The sequence below is a fragment of the Terrimonas rubra genome, from assembly GCF_042686025.1.
GTDB lineage: Bacteria > Bacteroidota > Bacteroidia > Chitinophagales > Chitinophagaceae > Terrimonas > Terrimonas rubra.
In genome coordinates this window covers 1,351,783-1,366,921 of sequence record NZ_JBHUOZ010000001.1, presented here as the reverse complement: position 1 = coordinate 1,366,921, position 15,139 = coordinate 1,351,783, and the positions used below count along the sequence as shown (strand labels likewise).

Genomic DNA, 15,139 nt, shown 5'->3' with positions numbered 1-15,139 from the left:
TTATTTATTTTTTCGCTTTACCTAATATCCATTTCACAAAATCGTTAGCCCCCTTAAAATTCTCATACTCCAAAGGCAGTTTTTTCCCATCCACATATTCGTTATAGATCCAGGGATCGCCCAAAACCAGTACGCTGCCTTTTCCATATTGTGCGGTGGCATATACCACATAACCATCATGGGTAAGTGCTGCTTTTGCCGGCTTAGTAATGGTTAAAGAACTGATCTCTTTCAGGAAAAGATTTTTAGCGGTTTTAAAGATCTCGTTACCGGCCGGGATCTTTACCTCTCCTTCTGAATAGTTATTGTTCTTCACCATTAACTTATTGTCCTCGTTCTGGGTAATACCAAAAGCTTTTGACAAGGTGTTAAAGTGCGTAAACTCGGCATTGCCCTGGTTATTGCCCAGTAATACCAGTACGCCACCATTTTTTACCCAGGTGGTCAGGGCTGCCACATCCTGTGGCTGAACGTAGTTTGGTTTTTCAGTTTCTTTATCTGTATCGGGGTCAACAATAACATATACCCCTGCATTTTTTAAATTGGCTGCTGTAGGCGCTTTATCCAGCGAGCTGATACCCGCCCCATGCTGGTTAAATATATTGCCCAGTAAATAGTAACCGCCATTGGTCCTGTCATCCCAGGTATAATGCCAGCGCACCGGTGTACCGGTAATATCTTTTTTCCATTCGTTATTATAGTAAGTGTCCAGTACCACTGTTTTGGAAGCACCGCTCTTTGTTTTACCGTATTTGAATAAAGGCTGCATCTCAATTTCAGTAGCGGCCAGAATAAACGCCCCCACACCTTTGGCATCATTCACCACCACTTTCTCGCTCATATAATAATCAAAGCTGCCGTCACGGTAAGGATTACCACCCAGTCCCGAAACACTCACCGTACCTTTCAGGTTGGTCAGTCCTTTATCGTCTACTTCAATAAACGTTTTGATAATGCCGTCAAATCCCTTCTTCGCTACAGCCGCATAACTGTAAGGAATATATCCTTTACGGGCCGCTTTGGCAATGGTGTACACTAACATGGAAGAAGCTGAGGCCTCAAAATAATTACGGGGCTCATTGGGCATATCAACAATATCATACCACAGCCCTGTTTTTTTGTCCTGTACAGCGGTAACCGCTTTCACAAAACGGTTTAGTATGGCAATAATAGCATCTTTACCGGCATGTTGTTCGGGGAAATAATCCAGCGCATCTACTATGGCCATGCCATACCAGCCCAGTGCCCGTCCCCATACATGTGGTGAACGGCCGGTTGTTTTATCCGCCCATTTCTGCTGGCGGCTTTCATCATAACCATGATACAATAAGCCTGTTTTAGGATCGCGGCTGTTTTTTTCCATCAATACAAACTGGCGGGCAATATCATTAAAAGTGGTATCCTCATGAAACAACATGGCGTATTCCGCATAAAAAGGCTGGCCCATATATAATCCATCCAGCCACATCTGCCAGGGGTATACCTGTTTGTGCCAGAAGCCCCCTTCTTTTGTACGGGGATGCTCACGCAACTGCTGGCGTAAGGTATCAGCAGCCTGTTTGTATTTTTTATTACCGGTTACGCGGAACAAGGTAAGAAACAGTTTACCGTTGTTCACGTAATCAATATTATAGGTGCTCTTTTTATAGTCTTTTATCTGGGCAGGATTTTCGATAAAGAAATCCATGCTTTTCTGGATATAGTTATACCATTTAGGATCGCCGGTGGCATTCCAGACATTCTCAATGCCTTTCAGTATCACCCCAAAATCATAGCTCCAGCGGGCCGGCTTACCAGGAAAAGCAAAAGAATCTTTCCAGTGGTATAACACGGTATTGGACATACGCTGCGAATAAGGTATATCCTGCGCCTGTATAGCAGTAACAGAAAAGACCAACAGTAAGAGAACAACTATTTTTTTCATCATACAAATACTTTATTCAGATTAATTAACCCCGGTACGGCTTAAGGCTGTACCGCTCCCAGCTCGTAACTATATGCTTTTTTAACTTTTTTATCATCCGTATTGATCACTTTAACCGGCTTGCTTCTTTCCCCGTTTATCCTGAATAAGAGCTCGGCCTGGTTACTGTATTGCAGTTTATCAAAACTGATGTTGTCACTATTAACAATGTCTACTACCGGGTTCAGCTCCGTAGTATATAACTGAACATTTTTGAAACTGATATTCGATGCTTCCTGGATATCCATTCCTTTTTTTGATTGCAGTACCAGGTTACTGAACTGCAGGTTGTTGATATGCATTTCGGGCAGGCCGCGGATAAAGACCGCTTTTTCTGCACCATTCACATATACATTATTGATACGGATGTTCTTAAACTGCGGGGTGGTCTCATCCACCGGTTTAAACTCTACTGCAGGCAATGCCCTTTCTTCACCGGCCAAAGGAATAGGGTCACGGGCTGCATAGTACATATCAAACAAGATCGCATCGCCCGGGATATCTTTCATGTAAATATTATTAATGAAGATATCTTCCACCACACCACCACGGCCGCGGGTTGTTTTAAAACGCAGGCCGATATCGGAACCAATAAAGGTACAATCACTTACATGAATATTTTTAGCCCCTCCGCTCATCTCGCTGCCCACTACAAAACCACCATGTGCGGCATAAACCGTACAACCGCGAACGATTACATTTTCAGTAGGCATGCCTCTTTTACGTCCTTCCGCATCACGGCCGCTTTTGATACAAATGCCGTCATCGCCTACATCAAAAAAACTATTTTCTATCAATACATTTTTGCAGCTCTCTACATCCAGGCCGTCACCATTCTGTGCATACCAGGGGTTACGTACCGTAATATTGCGCACCGTTAAATGTTCGCTCATTAAGGGATGTAAACACCAGGCCGGTGAGTTTTGAAAAGTAACGCCTTCCAGTAAAATATACTTACACTTTGTCAGCACCATCAGGTTGGGACGCAGAAAGTCTTTTACATCATCATAATTTTTCCCTGCCACATAAGCACCGGGGTTATCCATGGTACTGGCTTTTTTAAAAGCTTCCGAAGGATACCATATTTTTTTATTATCGCTCAGGACACCACCCGATGCTACCAGTTTTTTCCAATCGCTTTCTGTGAGCTTTTCTTTTTTTACATAACGCCAGGCATCACCGTTACCATCAATAATGCCTTTACCGGTAATGCCGATATTGATGGCATTTTCTGCTGAGATAGGTGACTGGTTACGCATCTGGTCAAGACCTTCCCAGTTAGTACGCACCAGGGGGTATTCATTTTTATCTTTGGTAAACAACAAAGTAGCGCCGCTGGCCAGGTTAAGGTTCACATTGCTTTTTAAAACGATCGGGCCGGTAAGCCATAAACCGGGAGGAACCTGTACGGTACCACCGCCGTTTTTATTACAGGCATCAATAGCTGCCTGTATGCTTTTTGTATTTAAAGTATAACCATCGGGTAAGGCGCCGTACCTGGTAATAGTGTAGGTAATATTTTTAAACTGCGGCGCTTTCACCACAGGTAGTTTGGCCGTTGTTTGTGCAAAAGTTAACGCGGGTAACAATAATAATATAGACAGGATTCTTAACATCACAATCATAACAAGCATTTCGTTTCTGTACAAAAACCTTTTGCACCACACAAGTTTACCCCCAAATACATTGATGATGAAGCAAATACGAGGTTTTTTTTACGCAAACGTTGCCGGAAACGATAGCGTTAGTCTTCTGTTATATTCTTTCTAAGTATTTGAGAGTCAATTGCTATTTTGTTCAAAGTATGATCATGCTATTGCTTTAACATACCTGTACCAAAAAACGGTGTACCTTTGTGTAGATATAACACATTATATAGTTGCCGTCCACTTTTATTCACCACTGTATAATTAAGTAATATGGAAAAGCAAATTTTTGAAGAGATAGCACTTGATGAGGTCACGAAAGAATCGATCAAACAACTTCCAAGACAGGATAAAGAAATACTTTACTCCTATCTTTTTGAAGGCAAAATAACCCCCGAAGAGTTTTTATTCCTGTGCAAAAAGAAAATTGAAGGACATATAGGTGGCTAAACAGCTGATGCTTTTTTATTGCCGGTAAGCAGGATAAATTATTACAGTTCTCCTGTTGGCAAACGGAATAAAAGATCGCTGCGCTATTTTTCTTTTTTAATAAACTTATCCCCGATCACGATATTCCATTCCCGGATATACCAGGCTTTCACCAGCCCGTTCTGTACATAAGGATCCTGGCGCATGAAGCTTTTAACCACGTCCTCGTTCTCGCAATGAAAAATGAGCAGCGATTCAATAGCCGGTTGCATAGAACCTCCTGCCAGCAGTATTTGGTTATCATGGTATTGCTGTGCCAGGAGCAGGTGTTGCTCCCTGTAAGGCATTCTTCTTTCTACAAAGTTCTCAGCGGTTATATAGGTTAAAGCGTAATAAGGCATGTATATATTTTCTGCCTCAAATCTCGGATTTTATTTGGCTTAAACCATAGAACAGGCAAAACTCATTTTTTCAGCACATTACAAATAAGTAAAAAGTACCATAAACAGGTATTTTAACACCGCCCCGTGTACTGCAGCCATATTACCTTTGTATGGTAAAACCATACAGCATGGCAAAGGATAAAATACCGGTCTACAATATTCACCACCTGCAGTTACAACCCGTAGCGCAGGGTGATTTTTTGGCGGAACATTTTTCCGATTACCTGCATAAACATTATGAGCACCTCCACTTTCCCCACCGGCATAATTTTTACCACCTGGTACTTTTTATCAACGGAAAGGGATCGCATACTGTAGATTTTAATAAATACACCGTTAAACCTTACCAGGTGTATTGCATGATACCGGGACAAGTGCATAGCTGGCATTTTACCTCGTCCATCAATGGATATGTGATCAACTTTTCAGCAGGCTTTTATAAGAACTTTTTACTGAATGAACGGTATTTGGATAATCTCTCTTTTTTTTCAGGTAACAGTAAAGATGGTGTTTTTCAATTGCCGGTGACATTACATGAGGAAGTGACCGTTTTGTTTGAAAAGTTGATTGACCTGCAAAAGCAGCCGCAACCGGCCTATGACCTGATCAGGGTGATACTGTTGCAGTTATTGCTGTTAATGGACGGACAGGCAGAACAAAAACGTATTCCCGCTATTCCCAACCAGAAATTAACCCTTCTGAATAATTTTAAAAGGCTGATCGATGCGCATTACAAGAGTATCCGTTTGCCCAAGGAATATGCTGATCTCCTGTACGTGACACCCAATCATTTAAACGCCTTATGCCAGGACCTGCTGGGCAAAACAGCCGGTGAGCTGATCAGGGAACGTATTTTATTGGAAGCAAAAAGGTTGCTCACCAATGTAAACATGACCGTAACCGAGATAGCCTACGAGTTAAACTTCCAGGATAATTCTTATTTTAACCGGTTCTTTAAAAAATATGAGCAGGTAACCCCCGACGATTTCAGAAAACAATTTTCAAAATAAAAGATATGGAAAGCATTAATAAGGTATCAATACCTGAAAAAAAAGCAGTACCGGCTATCATCAGCAGTTTACAATGTAAATGTCCCCGTTGCCGGGAGGGTAATATGTTTGTATCCCGCAACCCTTACAATTTGAAACAAACCCTGAATATGCACAAGGAATGTTCGGTGTGCAAACAGCCTTTTGAACTGGAAGTGGGCTTTTATTATGGCTCCAGTTATGTTAGTTATGCCATGTCGGTAGCGCTGAGTGTGGCCTCGTTAATTGCCTGGTGGGTATTTATAGGCCTGAGTATTTACGATAACCGTTTTATTTACTGGCTGGTGTTCAACGCAGTTCTCCTGCTGGTACTGCAACCGGTGCTGATGCGTTTGGCCCGTAGTATCTGGCTGGCGTTTTTTGTAAGGTATAATAAGAACTGGCGTACCCAGCCACCCGAACGTACCGAAAGAACCAATAAGGACCAGATGAATAACTGGTAACAGCACAGCAAATACATTACATACAAAGGCCGCAAAATTGCGGCCTTTGTATGTAATAAAGTGGTCATTCCTGTTCGTCCAGTTGATCCAGTACGGATTTTATTTTCTTTAAATGTTTACCATAATAATATTGCGGCCAATACTCAGCGCCTGCAAAAGAAAGGGCCATAATAATAATGATCGCGATAATAACATAGACCTTTTTCTCAAACAGCATCAGGAAATCGGCATCTTTGACAGTGATACCATTATTTTTCAGGATGGTATAAGCCAGTACACCGAAAGCAAAACCAATGAAAAACAGGATATAGGTAAGCGCCTTGTATAACTCTATATTAAGTTTCAATTCGTAGTAAAACCATAAGAGGTTTTTACGGCTGTCGAAACTCAGGTCGTACGAGTGTTTATAAAATTTAAAGAACTTATAAAAATAGTAGAGCGTAAATGCCACTGCCATACCATAGGTACATATAAATACCGTGGTTAGCTGCGAAGGAAAGTTAAAAATCACGGGGGCAAAACCCATTAACACCAGGCAAAAAAACTGGATATAACATTCCCGGCGCATATTTTTTCTTACCTCGTCAATAGGCGTATGGGCTTCCTGCATTTTTTTTACGTCCGGGGGCACAGCGATCTTACTATCGTTGCTGTTATTCCATTCTTCCTGTAGTTTATCAAAATTCATAACCCTTGTCTTTAATAATTTGTTGTAATTTTTCTTTGGTGCGGTTCAGTTTAACCCGGGCATTACCTTCGGTGAGGCCCAGGTTAGCTGCAATTTCTTTATGGCTTTGTCCCTGCAGGAAGAAGAAGATAAGTGCTTTTTCAACAGCATTCAATTCCTGTACTGCCCGGTAAAAATAATCGAGTTGTGACTCTTTTACCGGGTTGTACTCCTCCGCTGCAAGCTCCGGCTCTTTGTTATCGCTGTAATGCTGTTTCCTTGATCTTTCTTTTTTAAAGAATACCATAGCGGTATTAATGGCCACCCTGTACATCCAGGTACTGAACTGGCTGTCGCCCCTGAAATTATCGTAGGATTTCCACAACTGTAAAACGATTTCCTGGAACAGATCCTCCTGGTCATCGGGCTGATCCATATACATACGGGACACCTTGTAGATAACACCCTTGTGTTGTTCTATTTTTGCTAAAAATTCCTGTTCCCGGTTCAAAACAATGATTTTGGTTTAATTCCTGGTTTTACAATCCTGTCTAAAAAATAACTGCCTACGCTTAACCGGCGGCAAACTTACTGCTCTTATACAGTAAAAAATAATTTGTGTAAGAGGACGTTTAATAAGCAACCGGCAAGTAAGCCTTACCGGTTGCCGGAGTGCAGATCAGTTAAAAACAGGCGTTACTTTATACCCTTTATCCTGCAATAGTTTGATCATACCGGTGTGCCCTGATAAGTGCGCACTTCCTATAGCAATAAATGTTGGCTGCTCCTTCATAATTTTGGGTAACCTGTCTACCCATAAGTTATTACGCACTGTAAGGAGGTAATGATATGCTTCGGCATTAGCGGTCCCCAAGCCTTCCATCATTTTATTAATAGCTGTTATGTCTTCTATTTTATAATTTGCATATAAGCCGGCTAACATATCGCTGATATTGAACTTATTGAGCTCACGTATTACCAAGGCAAATTCTTTGGCCGGTACAATTTTATTCATGAACGAGAATTGCTCTTCCACACTGGATAGACCATGTGTTTCCTTTTTATTTTTCGCGGAATGTTTGATCACTTCCTGCTCAAAGCTGATCATCTGACACGTGAAATCTTTTTGCATCAGGGCACTCATCAAAGCCATGGGCTTAATACTATCCAACTGTGCGAGGCCGGCTCCCACTTTAACTTTTAACACACTGTCAATATAAGCTGCATCTTTGGCTGATACCTGTTCCGAAATAGGTTTATCGCTTTTTACATGTTTGGCCGATTCTACGGCAAAGTCAGGGCTGTCAAGGTCTATCTCCAGGAAACTTTGCGTGGTTTGGTCCATGGCCTTTACTACTTTTTCGGGCATCACAAAATTATCTGCACATATCATGTGTACCGTTCCAAATAAGTAAGAAGGTTTCTTTAAACCGTTCCCTTCTATTTTCCATAATAATGAGTTCTCGTGTTTTTGAGCAAAAGCGGTACAGGCAAAACATACAAAAGCTACCAGGGCAATAATTCTTTTCATCTTTATCTTCTTTTAAGTTATTTTAATAGTAAGTATGGGCCGGTATTGTTTCGTTACAAAAAATTTGAACTTTTTTAAAAATATTTTTTACTGCTGCCGCACGCATATCATTTATGGATGTTGAAGCCATCCCCTGCACCGGCCCATTGCCTGCAGAATAGTATCTTTGCAGGGCTATGAAATATTGTTTTTTTATCCTTGTATTACTATTATCCGTTCCCGTTTTCAGCCAGTTCAATGACAGCACCCATTATTATGCAAAATTTGGTACCACGGGCATTATTAACCAGACCAATGACCGCAAGTCCTTTGTGCTGACCAATGCCCTGTCCCTGAGCATGAATAAAAAGATCATGACTTTTAACAGCAGCAGCAGCTGGATCTACGGCCGCCAGAATAAGGCCTTATCCAATAATGATTTTACTTCCAGTTTTAATGCGGATGTATTAAAGAACCAGCGTAAGATCTACTACTGGGCGCTGGCCTCCTTCTTAAGCAGCTATTCTTTAAAGATCAATCACCAGTTCCAGCTGGGTGGTGGTGTAGGATGGAATATTGTGAACCGGAAAACACTAGAAGTAGTGGCAAGTAACGGTATTATGTATGAGACCAGTAAACTCATCAACACCCTGGATGAAACGGAAAAATACCAGACCGTAAGAAATTCCTTCCGCCTGAAACATAAATGGCTTATTAATAATATTGTTACCATTGAAGGCATGCATTTCTGGCAACCTTCTTTTGAACGCTTTGATGATTATATTATCCGCTCCAATGCGGCCATATCGGTAAAACTGAGAAAATGGCTGAACCTGACATCGGCGCTTACCTATAATTACATCAGCAGAACAGAAAGGGAAAACCTGCTGATCAATTTTGGACTGGTAGCGGAGTCGTTTTTTTAGGCTTTACCTGCCTTGCCGTATAACCCTGATATTACCTTACTGCAGTAACGTTTATTGAACCGGGGTTTAACAACGGCATAAATCCCGGTATTACTCAGATCATAAGAAATTTGTATCCATCCCCCCGAATTCCTTATTTTTGGCGCCATGCAACCTGAATTAGTAACCGGCACCCTGGTGGAACGTGTGGAAATGGAATCGGCGTTTTTAAAACGTACGGTGGTCGTTGATTTTTTCCTGCCCAAAAATGTAGCCGACCCTTCCGATATAAGTTTACTGCTGATCAACGATGGCCAGGATATGAAAAAACTGGGCCTGGAAGAAATGCTGAACGGCCTGTACGAAAGTAAAACGATCAAACCCTTATTATGTGTGGCCATACATACCTGTGAGGACAGGAAGATGGAGTATGGCGTAGCCAGCCAGCCTGATTATTTAGGCCGTGGCGCCAAAGCCGGTTTATATACCCGCTATGTTTTAGAGGAATTACTCCCCTATATACAAACAACCTATGTTTTACCCACCGTGCATGAACGGGGTTATGCCGGCTTTTCCTTAGGGGCTGTGAGTGCCCTGGATATTGCCTGGAACCATCCCGGCCTGTTTACCAAAGTGGGTATTTTTTCCGGCTCCCTATGGTGGCGCAGTATTGACCAGACCGACCCCGCTTACGATGATCATCAACACCGGATCGTACACCAGCTGATCAAAAACAGCCCCAAAGTTCCCGGTATGCAATTTTTTTTCCAGTGTGGTAACCTGGATGAAACCATGGACCGTAACAATAACGGCATCATCGACTCCATTGATGATACCCTTGACCTGATGGACGCCTTATACAAAAAGGGTTATACCGACCAGGACGTGGTGTATATGGAACTGCCCGATGGCCGTCATGACGTGGCCAGCTGGGCCAGGGCCATGCCGGAGTTTTTAAAATGGGGCTGGGGAGTAAAGAGTATGTAGATGCTAGTATGCAGATATTAGATTCTAGTATGTAGATGTTAGTATAAAGATTTTTAAGCCGTTCGTAGGTTTCGAACCTTTATCTGGTATAGCTATGGGATACGTCATGCCGACGATAGGAGGTAAATCCATCTGTCGCAACCATCTGTCGCAAGTCTTCCGAAGGATGACTTGTGACTATAAAGACCTTCCCTGATTGCATCAGGGTGAAATAAAGAAATTTTGCTAACGTTAACGCAACTTACACAATGCCCAATAGAATCCATCTGTCACAAGCCTTCCGAAGGATGACTTGTGACTATAAAGACCTTCCCTGATTGCATCAGGGTGAAATAAAGAAATTATGCAAACGTTAATGCAACTTACATAATGCCCAATAGAATTAATTCGATATTAGTTATTGGATTAGCCTCATTGATGCATAGCGTTACTGCAGTACAAGTGAGTGACACAACAAAAGCCCCATCAGGGCCGGGACGATGACAACAAAAAAACTTCAGCACTTCATATATTGATAACACCACGGTAAACTTAAGTTCATATTAAAGATGAAACTTTATAGTAAACCCATTTATGACCAAACGCTCGGTTGAAGTTGTTGTACTATCTGATGTTCACCTGGGAACCTATGCCTGTCGTGCCAAAGAGTTATTACAATACCTGCAAAGCATATCGCCCCGCATTTTAATTCTTAACGGGGATATTATCGACGGCTGGCAATTCAGCAAACATTATTTCCCCGCCCCGCATATCGCGGTGATACAGGAGATATTACACCTGTTATCAACCGGCACCCGGGTTATTTATATTACCGGCAACCACGACGAAGCCCTGCGCCGCTACAGCGATATGCAGATGGGTGGCTTTCAGCTGGCCGATAAAGTGGTGATTGAAATTAACGGAAAACGAACCTGGGTTTTTCACGGTGATGTGTTTGACCATACTACCAGCAACCAGGCAAAGTTCTGGACCAAACTGGGCAGTAACGGTTATGCCATACTGCTGGGCTTTAACCGTTTTACCAATAAAATGATGAAATTTTTTGGTGGGGAGCCGCTTTCCTTTTCAAAAAACATCATGCACCAGTTTCATAAACGGGTGGTGAAAGTAGATGCATTTGAAAACCTCGTGGCCGGTATTGCCGCCGAAAAGAAGTATGATTGTGTGATATGCGGCCATATACACCAGCCGCAAAAAAGAGTGATAGAAACGGAAGGACAGGCTGTATTATACCTTAACTCCGGCGACTGGGTAGAGCATATGACCACGCTGGAGTATTATGATTATGAATGGCATTTGTATAACCATACGGAAGCCCCTGTTACCAAACCTGCCGTTAATACCGAGAAGCCGGTGCCGCAGGTAATAACCAATGAAATAGCCTTACATATACACTCCATGAATATGCCCGGCAAAGCTATCTAGCCCGTTATACTTTTTTAAAAGACAGCCCCGCTTCCTTCAGCGCTTTTTGTAAAGCCGGCAGGCTGGCCGGCCCGATGCCGTGCAGTTTTAGTATTTCAGCCTCTGTGTAATCAGCCAGTTTCTTTACCGTATCAATATTATAATGTAGTAACGCACGACGTGCCGGCGATGAAAGTGTGGCCAGGAAACCCGCTTCAGGCTTTTTATTTTTTTCACATTCCGGGCAGGTAGGACAATCGCTGGTTTTATAATAGCTATGTCCTTGTTTACAGGTACGTAAAGTTGCTTTAGAAGTTGGCATTGAATCGTTATTTAGTGAACAGGCTTTACTGCAATTTAGTTTTTCCTGTTCATACCTGTATACTGAAAAGGTTTTACAAAAAAAGAGCCCCGCTTAAAAAAGCGGGGCGTATTCAAAACTAACTGCATATGAGAAATAGGTTACTATTCAATTTATTTCAATTCAATAGGGTCTTGTACTTTAAAGGTTTTCTTCTGGGTAAACGTACGGCCATACATATCAACAGCCCTTATCTCCAGCGTATGCTCTCCTGCTTTTAATTTACCGGGAAAGCCCGCCCACCATAAATGGGTACTTTCTTCGGGGTTGCTGGGTCTGCGGCCCGGTATTAAGTTACTGATAAAATCCCATTTCATGGCAAGGTTTAAATAACTTGGGTCGGCATTTTTTAAATAATCCATCGCCTTCCACTTGCTGCCATCGATACTGAACTCCACTTTATCGCCTTTTTTACCCATAAAGAAGTTGGCGTAGAATTTATAGGAGCTGTATCTTTTTGAGGACATTACTTCAGGAGCATATACATTAATTTGATAATCAGCAGGTTTACCGGCCACTTTATAATCAATCACGTATTTATTCCCATCAAACCTGATAAAAGCGTAACCCTTAGGCGTACCATCACGCATAGTGCTGGCGGGTACCCCCTGTTCGTTCAGCTCACCCGAATACCAGTCGCCCGATGTTGTACCGGCATTGTATTCGTGGTGAGGTTTATCCTGCATCCAGCCATCGGCACGGGTATAAAAGTCATTACGCTGTAAGTGGGTATGCGCTGATAAGGACAGTGTGTTAGGGAAGTCTTTTAACAGGGCAAATAACCGGTCCCGGTCTTCTTTACGGAAAGCATCATTATACATTTGTAAAGGAATATGGAAAGCCAGCACCACCAGGTTTTCTTTCGGCACCAGTTTCAGGTCGTTCTCAATAAAATCCAGCTGATCCTTACGGAAACCGCCCCAGTAGCCTTTTCCATCGCGTGGATCGGGGTAAATAATATCGTCAAGGATAATAAAGTGTACCTTACCATGGTTGAACGAATAATTGGCCGGGCCAAAGTTCGCTTCATAGGTTTCATCGGCTAAGGAATCTACCGTAGCTTCATAGTTCATATCATGGTTACCCATGAGGTTATACCAGGGAATACCTACATTTTTAACAGCACTGATATAAGGGTTATGTAAATTAAGATCGTCGCCTACCAGATCGCCTAAACTTAAACCAAAAGCAACATCCTTAATGCCTGCTACTTCCGATACAATACCTTTTGCAAAAAAGTCAACCTCCTGCTGGGTATAAGGTTGCGGATCGCCAAATATCAAACTGGTAAATTTATCTGACTCCTGTGCCGGTAATAAAGCAAAATCAACCGACTTTGGCAATTTACCGGTAGGTTCAACACCCTTGTATTTAAAGTTGGAAGGAGAGCCGTTAGGCTTGTGTATATAGTAATACTGCGGCTGGTTACTGGCGTTTAGTGCCACGCTGTAGCCGGCAGGTTTGATCACAAAAATAATATTATCATCGCCTACGGGTAACTCATAAGCACCGTCGTTATTGGTATTTACCACCTGCACACCGTTTGATACACCTACACCGGCAATACCTTTTTCCGTTTTGTCCTTTTTGCCATTCCTGTTATTATCGGCATATACATAACCTTTCACTGTTTGCGCATACGCACTCATTGACAGGGCGACCACTAACACCAGTAATCCGTACTTTTTTTTCATATTGTTCTTTTATTTGAGAGGGTTTTATTCTTTACCGTGGTTGATGGTTAGTTTTTGCAGCGCAAATGTCAGCACTTAAGGTTAAGCCAGTTTTACCACAATATGAAGCTAATATTAAGTAATAGCATCATATATGAATTTCACCCTCTTATGCAACAAGATCATGTTATACCCGTAACTATATTATGCATTCATATTGTCGTAACATTTAGTTATCATTTTCATAATTCGTTTTCTTAGCCGGGCTGCGCAGTTAGTAGGTACTTTGGGTAACCATTTTATAAGCCATGAAAATATTATACGCAGTTCAGGCAACGGGCAATGGCCATATCAGCAGGGCCATGCAGTTACTACCATACCTGGAACAGCAGGGCACCGTTGATATTTTTTTAAGCGGCAGCAACAGTTCACTCGCATTGGCAGCACCGGTTACCTATCGCAGCAAAGGGGTTAGCCTGTTTTATAACAGTAATGGCGGTTTAAACTATGCACGTATCCTGCAGGGTTGTAACCCTCTGCGCATCTGGCGCGATATTCAGCAGTTGCCGGTACAACAGTACGATCTTGTACTGAACGATTTTGATTTTATCACCGCTATGGCCTGTAAGTTACGCAAAGTTCCTTCGGTACAGTTTGGACACCAGGCCAGTTTTCAGTCCATCGACTGTCCCAAACCGCTGCAACAGGATAAGGCCGGGGAATGGGTGCTGAAGAACTTTGCCACTTCACCCTTTAACCTGGGTTATCATTTCAGTGCTTATGACGATTTTATTTTTACTCCGGTGATCAAAAAAGATATTCTGGAGGCCAACACCATCAATAACCGGCATGTTGCCGTTTACCTGCCGGCATACAGTAACCAAAAACTTTTTACCATGTTTAATTCCATTCATCACACCCGCTTTGAAATTTTCAGCAAACAGGTTTTACAGCAACAGGAAGAAGGGAATATTACCTGGAAACCTATTATACCAGACAGCTTTTCTGACAGCATGATCGCATCGGAAGGCGTGATCACCGGTGGTGGTTTTGAAACCCCGGCGGAAGCCCTGCACCTGGGTAAGAAGATCATGAGTATTCCTATTAAAAACCATTATGAGCAACAGTGTAACGCCGCCGCACTGGAGTTAATGGGCGTTACCGTAGTACAGGATACCCTTACCGATTTCCAGAAGAAAGTGGAAGACTGGTTACAATACGGCCGTGTAATTAAACGCGATTACAGCCGCAGCATACAGCAAAGCCTGCATTATCTGTTTGAAAAAGTACAACCCCGTTTATACGAATCCACCGAAGAGGAAGTAGAGAACCGCTGGTTACCGGGTGAGATTTTTTTGCCGCAAGGGTAGTACAATTAGACAATTTGGCAATTAGATAATTAGTTAATTAGAAATTTGTTCAAGAGGGTTGTTCGTATTTTTTTAATTGTAAAAGGCTATAAGGATAATGTGCTGATTTGAAAGTACGTTAATAGGTCATAGATCATGGTTCATAGTGGCTGCCGCCAAAAAAATGATCAGGCCTATTATTGAAACCCAAAACTTACTACTTATAACTTATCACTTACAACTTTTAACCATACAGCTTATCCCCTACACCGTCTACCTTAAACCTTCTACCTCACACCTTCTCCCCTTC

Annotated in this window: 15 protein-coding genes; 7 read left to right on the top strand and 8 right to left on the bottom strand. The window is 42.2% G+C overall.

Features of this window, described 5'->3' with window-relative positions; all coding sequences use genetic code 11:
- Window positions 1-4: 4 nt before the first annotated feature.
- Window positions 5-1,927: a DUF4350 domain-containing protein gene (locus ACFS6H_RS05795; RefSeq protein WP_386096192.1), complete on the bottom strand. Its 1,923-nt coding sequence runs from the start codon at window positions 1,925-1,927 to the stop codon at window positions 5-7.
- Window positions 1,928-1,965: 38 nt separating this feature from the next.
- Window positions 1,966-3,579: a glycoside hydrolase family 28 protein gene (locus ACFS6H_RS05790; RefSeq protein ID WP_386097225.1), complete on the bottom strand. Its 1,614-nt coding sequence runs from the start codon at window positions 3,577-3,579 to the stop codon at window positions 1,966-1,968.
- Window positions 3,580-3,882: 303 nt separating this feature from the next.
- Here ACFS6H_RS05790 and ACFS6H_RS05785 point away from each other — a divergent pair, with 303 nt between their 5' ends.
- Window positions 3,883-4,059: a hypothetical protein gene (locus tag ACFS6H_RS05785; protein WP_386096190.1), complete on the top strand. Its 177-nt coding sequence runs from the start codon at window positions 3,883-3,885 to the stop codon at window positions 4,057-4,059.
- An 83-nt stretch (window positions 4,060-4,142) separates the two neighbouring features.
- On the opposite strand, the gene ACFS6H_RS05780 is transcribed toward ACFS6H_RS05785, so the two are convergent.
- On the bottom strand, window positions 4,143-4,439 hold the full coding sequence (locus ACFS6H_RS05780) for a YciI family protein (RefSeq protein WP_386096188.1): 297 nt from the start codon (window positions 4,437-4,439) through the stop codon (window positions 4,143-4,145).
- A gap of 170 nt (window positions 4,440-4,609) precedes the next feature.
- Between ACFS6H_RS05780 and ACFS6H_RS05775 the strand changes: the two genes are divergently transcribed.
- The gene (locus ACFS6H_RS05775; protein WP_386096186.1) at window positions 4,610-5,491 is read left to right on the top strand and encodes an AraC family transcriptional regulator; all 882 of its coding nucleotides are present in this window, start codon (window positions 4,610-4,612) and stop codon (window positions 5,489-5,491) included.
- Window positions 5,492-5,496: 5 nt separating this feature from the next.
- A complete protein-coding gene (locus ACFS6H_RS05770) occupies window positions 5,497-5,973 on the top strand; it encodes a DUF983 domain-containing protein (protein WP_386096184.1) in 477 nt (158 codons plus the stop codon).
- Window positions 5,974-6,037: 64 nt separating this feature from the next.
- On the opposite strand, the gene ACFS6H_RS05765 is transcribed toward ACFS6H_RS05770, so the two are convergent.
- From ACFS6H_RS05765 to ACFS6H_RS05755, 3 genes are all read right to left on the bottom strand, one after another.
- Window positions 6,038-6,661: a hypothetical protein gene (locus tag ACFS6H_RS05765; RefSeq protein ID WP_386096182.1), complete on the bottom strand. Its 624-nt coding sequence runs from the start codon at window positions 6,659-6,661 to the stop codon at window positions 6,038-6,040.
- Window positions 6,651-7,151, bottom strand: a complete 501-nt coding sequence (locus ACFS6H_RS05760) for an RNA polymerase sigma factor (RefSeq protein ID WP_386096180.1) — start codon at window positions 7,149-7,151, stop codon at window positions 6,651-6,653. Before ACFS6H_RS05760 ends, ACFS6H_RS05765 begins: the two co-directional genes overlap by 11 nt.
- A gap of 168 nt (window positions 7,152-7,319) precedes the next feature.
- On the bottom strand, window positions 7,320-8,171 hold the full coding sequence (locus tag ACFS6H_RS05755) for a TraB/GumN family protein (RefSeq protein WP_386096178.1): 852 nt from the start codon (window positions 8,169-8,171) through the stop codon (window positions 7,320-7,322).
- Between the two features lie 176 nt (window positions 8,172-8,347).
- Here ACFS6H_RS05755 and ACFS6H_RS05750 point away from each other — a divergent pair, with 176 nt between their 5' ends.
- From ACFS6H_RS05750 to ACFS6H_RS05740, 3 genes are all read left to right on the top strand, one after another.
- On the top strand, window positions 8,348-9,076 hold the full coding sequence (locus tag ACFS6H_RS05750) for a DUF481 domain-containing protein (RefSeq protein ID WP_386096176.1): 729 nt from the start codon (window positions 8,348-8,350) through the stop codon (window positions 9,074-9,076).
- 147 nt (window positions 9,077-9,223) lie between these two features.
- The gene (locus ACFS6H_RS05745) at window positions 9,224-10,042 is read left to right on the top strand and encodes an alpha/beta hydrolase (RefSeq protein WP_386096174.1); all 819 of its coding nucleotides are present in this window, start codon (window positions 9,224-9,226) and stop codon (window positions 10,040-10,042) included.
- Window positions 10,043-10,615: 573 nt separating this feature from the next.
- Window positions 10,616-11,467, top strand: coding sequence for a UDP-2,3-diacylglucosamine diphosphatase (locus tag ACFS6H_RS05740; RefSeq protein WP_386096172.1), 852 nt, complete (start codon window positions 10,616-10,618; stop codon window positions 11,465-11,467).
- 4 nt (window positions 11,468-11,471) lie between these two features.
- Here the strand turns inward: ACFS6H_RS05740 and ACFS6H_RS05735 are convergent, their stop codons facing one another.
- Both ACFS6H_RS05735 and ACFS6H_RS05730 read right to left on the bottom strand, forming a co-directional pair.
- Entirely contained in the window at window positions 11,472-11,768 is a 297-nt protein-coding gene (locus tag ACFS6H_RS05735) for an RNA polymerase alpha subunit C-terminal domain-containing protein (RefSeq protein ID WP_386096170.1), read from the bottom strand.
- A gap of 152 nt (window positions 11,769-11,920) precedes the next feature.
- Window positions 11,921-13,501 carry a calcineurin-like phosphoesterase C-terminal domain-containing protein gene (locus ACFS6H_RS05730; RefSeq protein ID WP_386096168.1) on the bottom strand — a complete coding sequence of 527 codons (1,581 nt, stop codon included), beginning with the start codon at window positions 13,499-13,501 and terminating at the stop codon, window positions 11,921-11,923.
- A 287-nt stretch (window positions 13,502-13,788) separates the two neighbouring features.
- On the opposite strand from ACFS6H_RS05730, the gene ACFS6H_RS05725 reads away from it, so the two are divergent.
- Window positions 13,789-14,850 (top strand): glycosyltransferase family protein, encoded by a 1,062-nt coding sequence (locus ACFS6H_RS05725; RefSeq protein WP_386096166.1) that lies wholly within the window; start codon window positions 13,789-13,791, stop codon window positions 14,848-14,850.
- Window positions 14,851-15,139: the final 289 nt, after the last annotated feature.

Coding starts and splice junctions, on each gene's coding strand:
- ACFS6H_RS05795 (WP_386096192.1), bottom strand. CDS start 1,927: ATGATGAAAAAAATAGTTGTTCTCTTACTGTTGGTCTTTTCTGTTACT.
- ACFS6H_RS05790 (WP_386097225.1), bottom strand. CDS start 3,579: ATGTTAAGAATCCTGTCTATATTATTATTGTTACCCGCGTTAACTTTT.
- ACFS6H_RS05785 (WP_386096190.1), top strand. CDS start 3,883: ATGGAAAAGCAAATTTTTGAAGAGATAGCACTTGATGAGGTCACGAAA.
- ACFS6H_RS05780 (WP_386096188.1), bottom strand. CDS start 4,439: ATGCCTTATTACGCTTTAACCTATATAACCGCTGAGAACTTTGTAGAA.
- ACFS6H_RS05775 (WP_386096186.1), top strand. CDS start 4,610: ATGGCAAAGGATAAAATACCGGTCTACAATATTCACCACCTGCAGTTA.
- ACFS6H_RS05770 (WP_386096184.1), top strand. CDS start 5,497: ATGGAAAGCATTAATAAGGTATCAATACCTGAAAAAAAAGCAGTACCG.
- ACFS6H_RS05765 (WP_386096182.1), bottom strand. CDS start 6,661: ATGAATTTTGATAAACTACAGGAAGAATGGAATAACAGCAACGATAGT.
- ACFS6H_RS05755 (WP_386096178.1), bottom strand. CDS start 8,171: ATGAAAAGAATTATTGCCCTGGTAGCTTTTGTATGTTTTGCCTGTACC.
- ACFS6H_RS05750 (WP_386096176.1), top strand. CDS start 8,348: ATGAAATATTGTTTTTTTATCCTTGTATTACTATTATCCGTTCCCGTT.
- ACFS6H_RS05745 (WP_386096174.1), top strand. CDS start 9,224: ATGCAACCTGAATTAGTAACCGGCACCCTGGTGGAACGTGTGGAAATG.
- ACFS6H_RS05740 (WP_386096172.1), top strand. CDS start 10,616: ATGACCAAACGCTCGGTTGAAGTTGTTGTACTATCTGATGTTCACCTG.
- ACFS6H_RS05735 (WP_386096170.1), bottom strand. CDS start 11,768: ATGCCAACTTCTAAAGCAACTTTACGTACCTGTAAACAAGGACATAGC.
- ACFS6H_RS05730 (WP_386096168.1), bottom strand. CDS start 13,501: ATGAAAAAAAAGTACGGATTACTGGTGTTAGTGGTCGCCCTGTCAATG.
- ACFS6H_RS05725 (WP_386096166.1), top strand. CDS start 13,789: ATGAAAATATTATACGCAGTTCAGGCAACGGGCAATGGCCATATCAGC.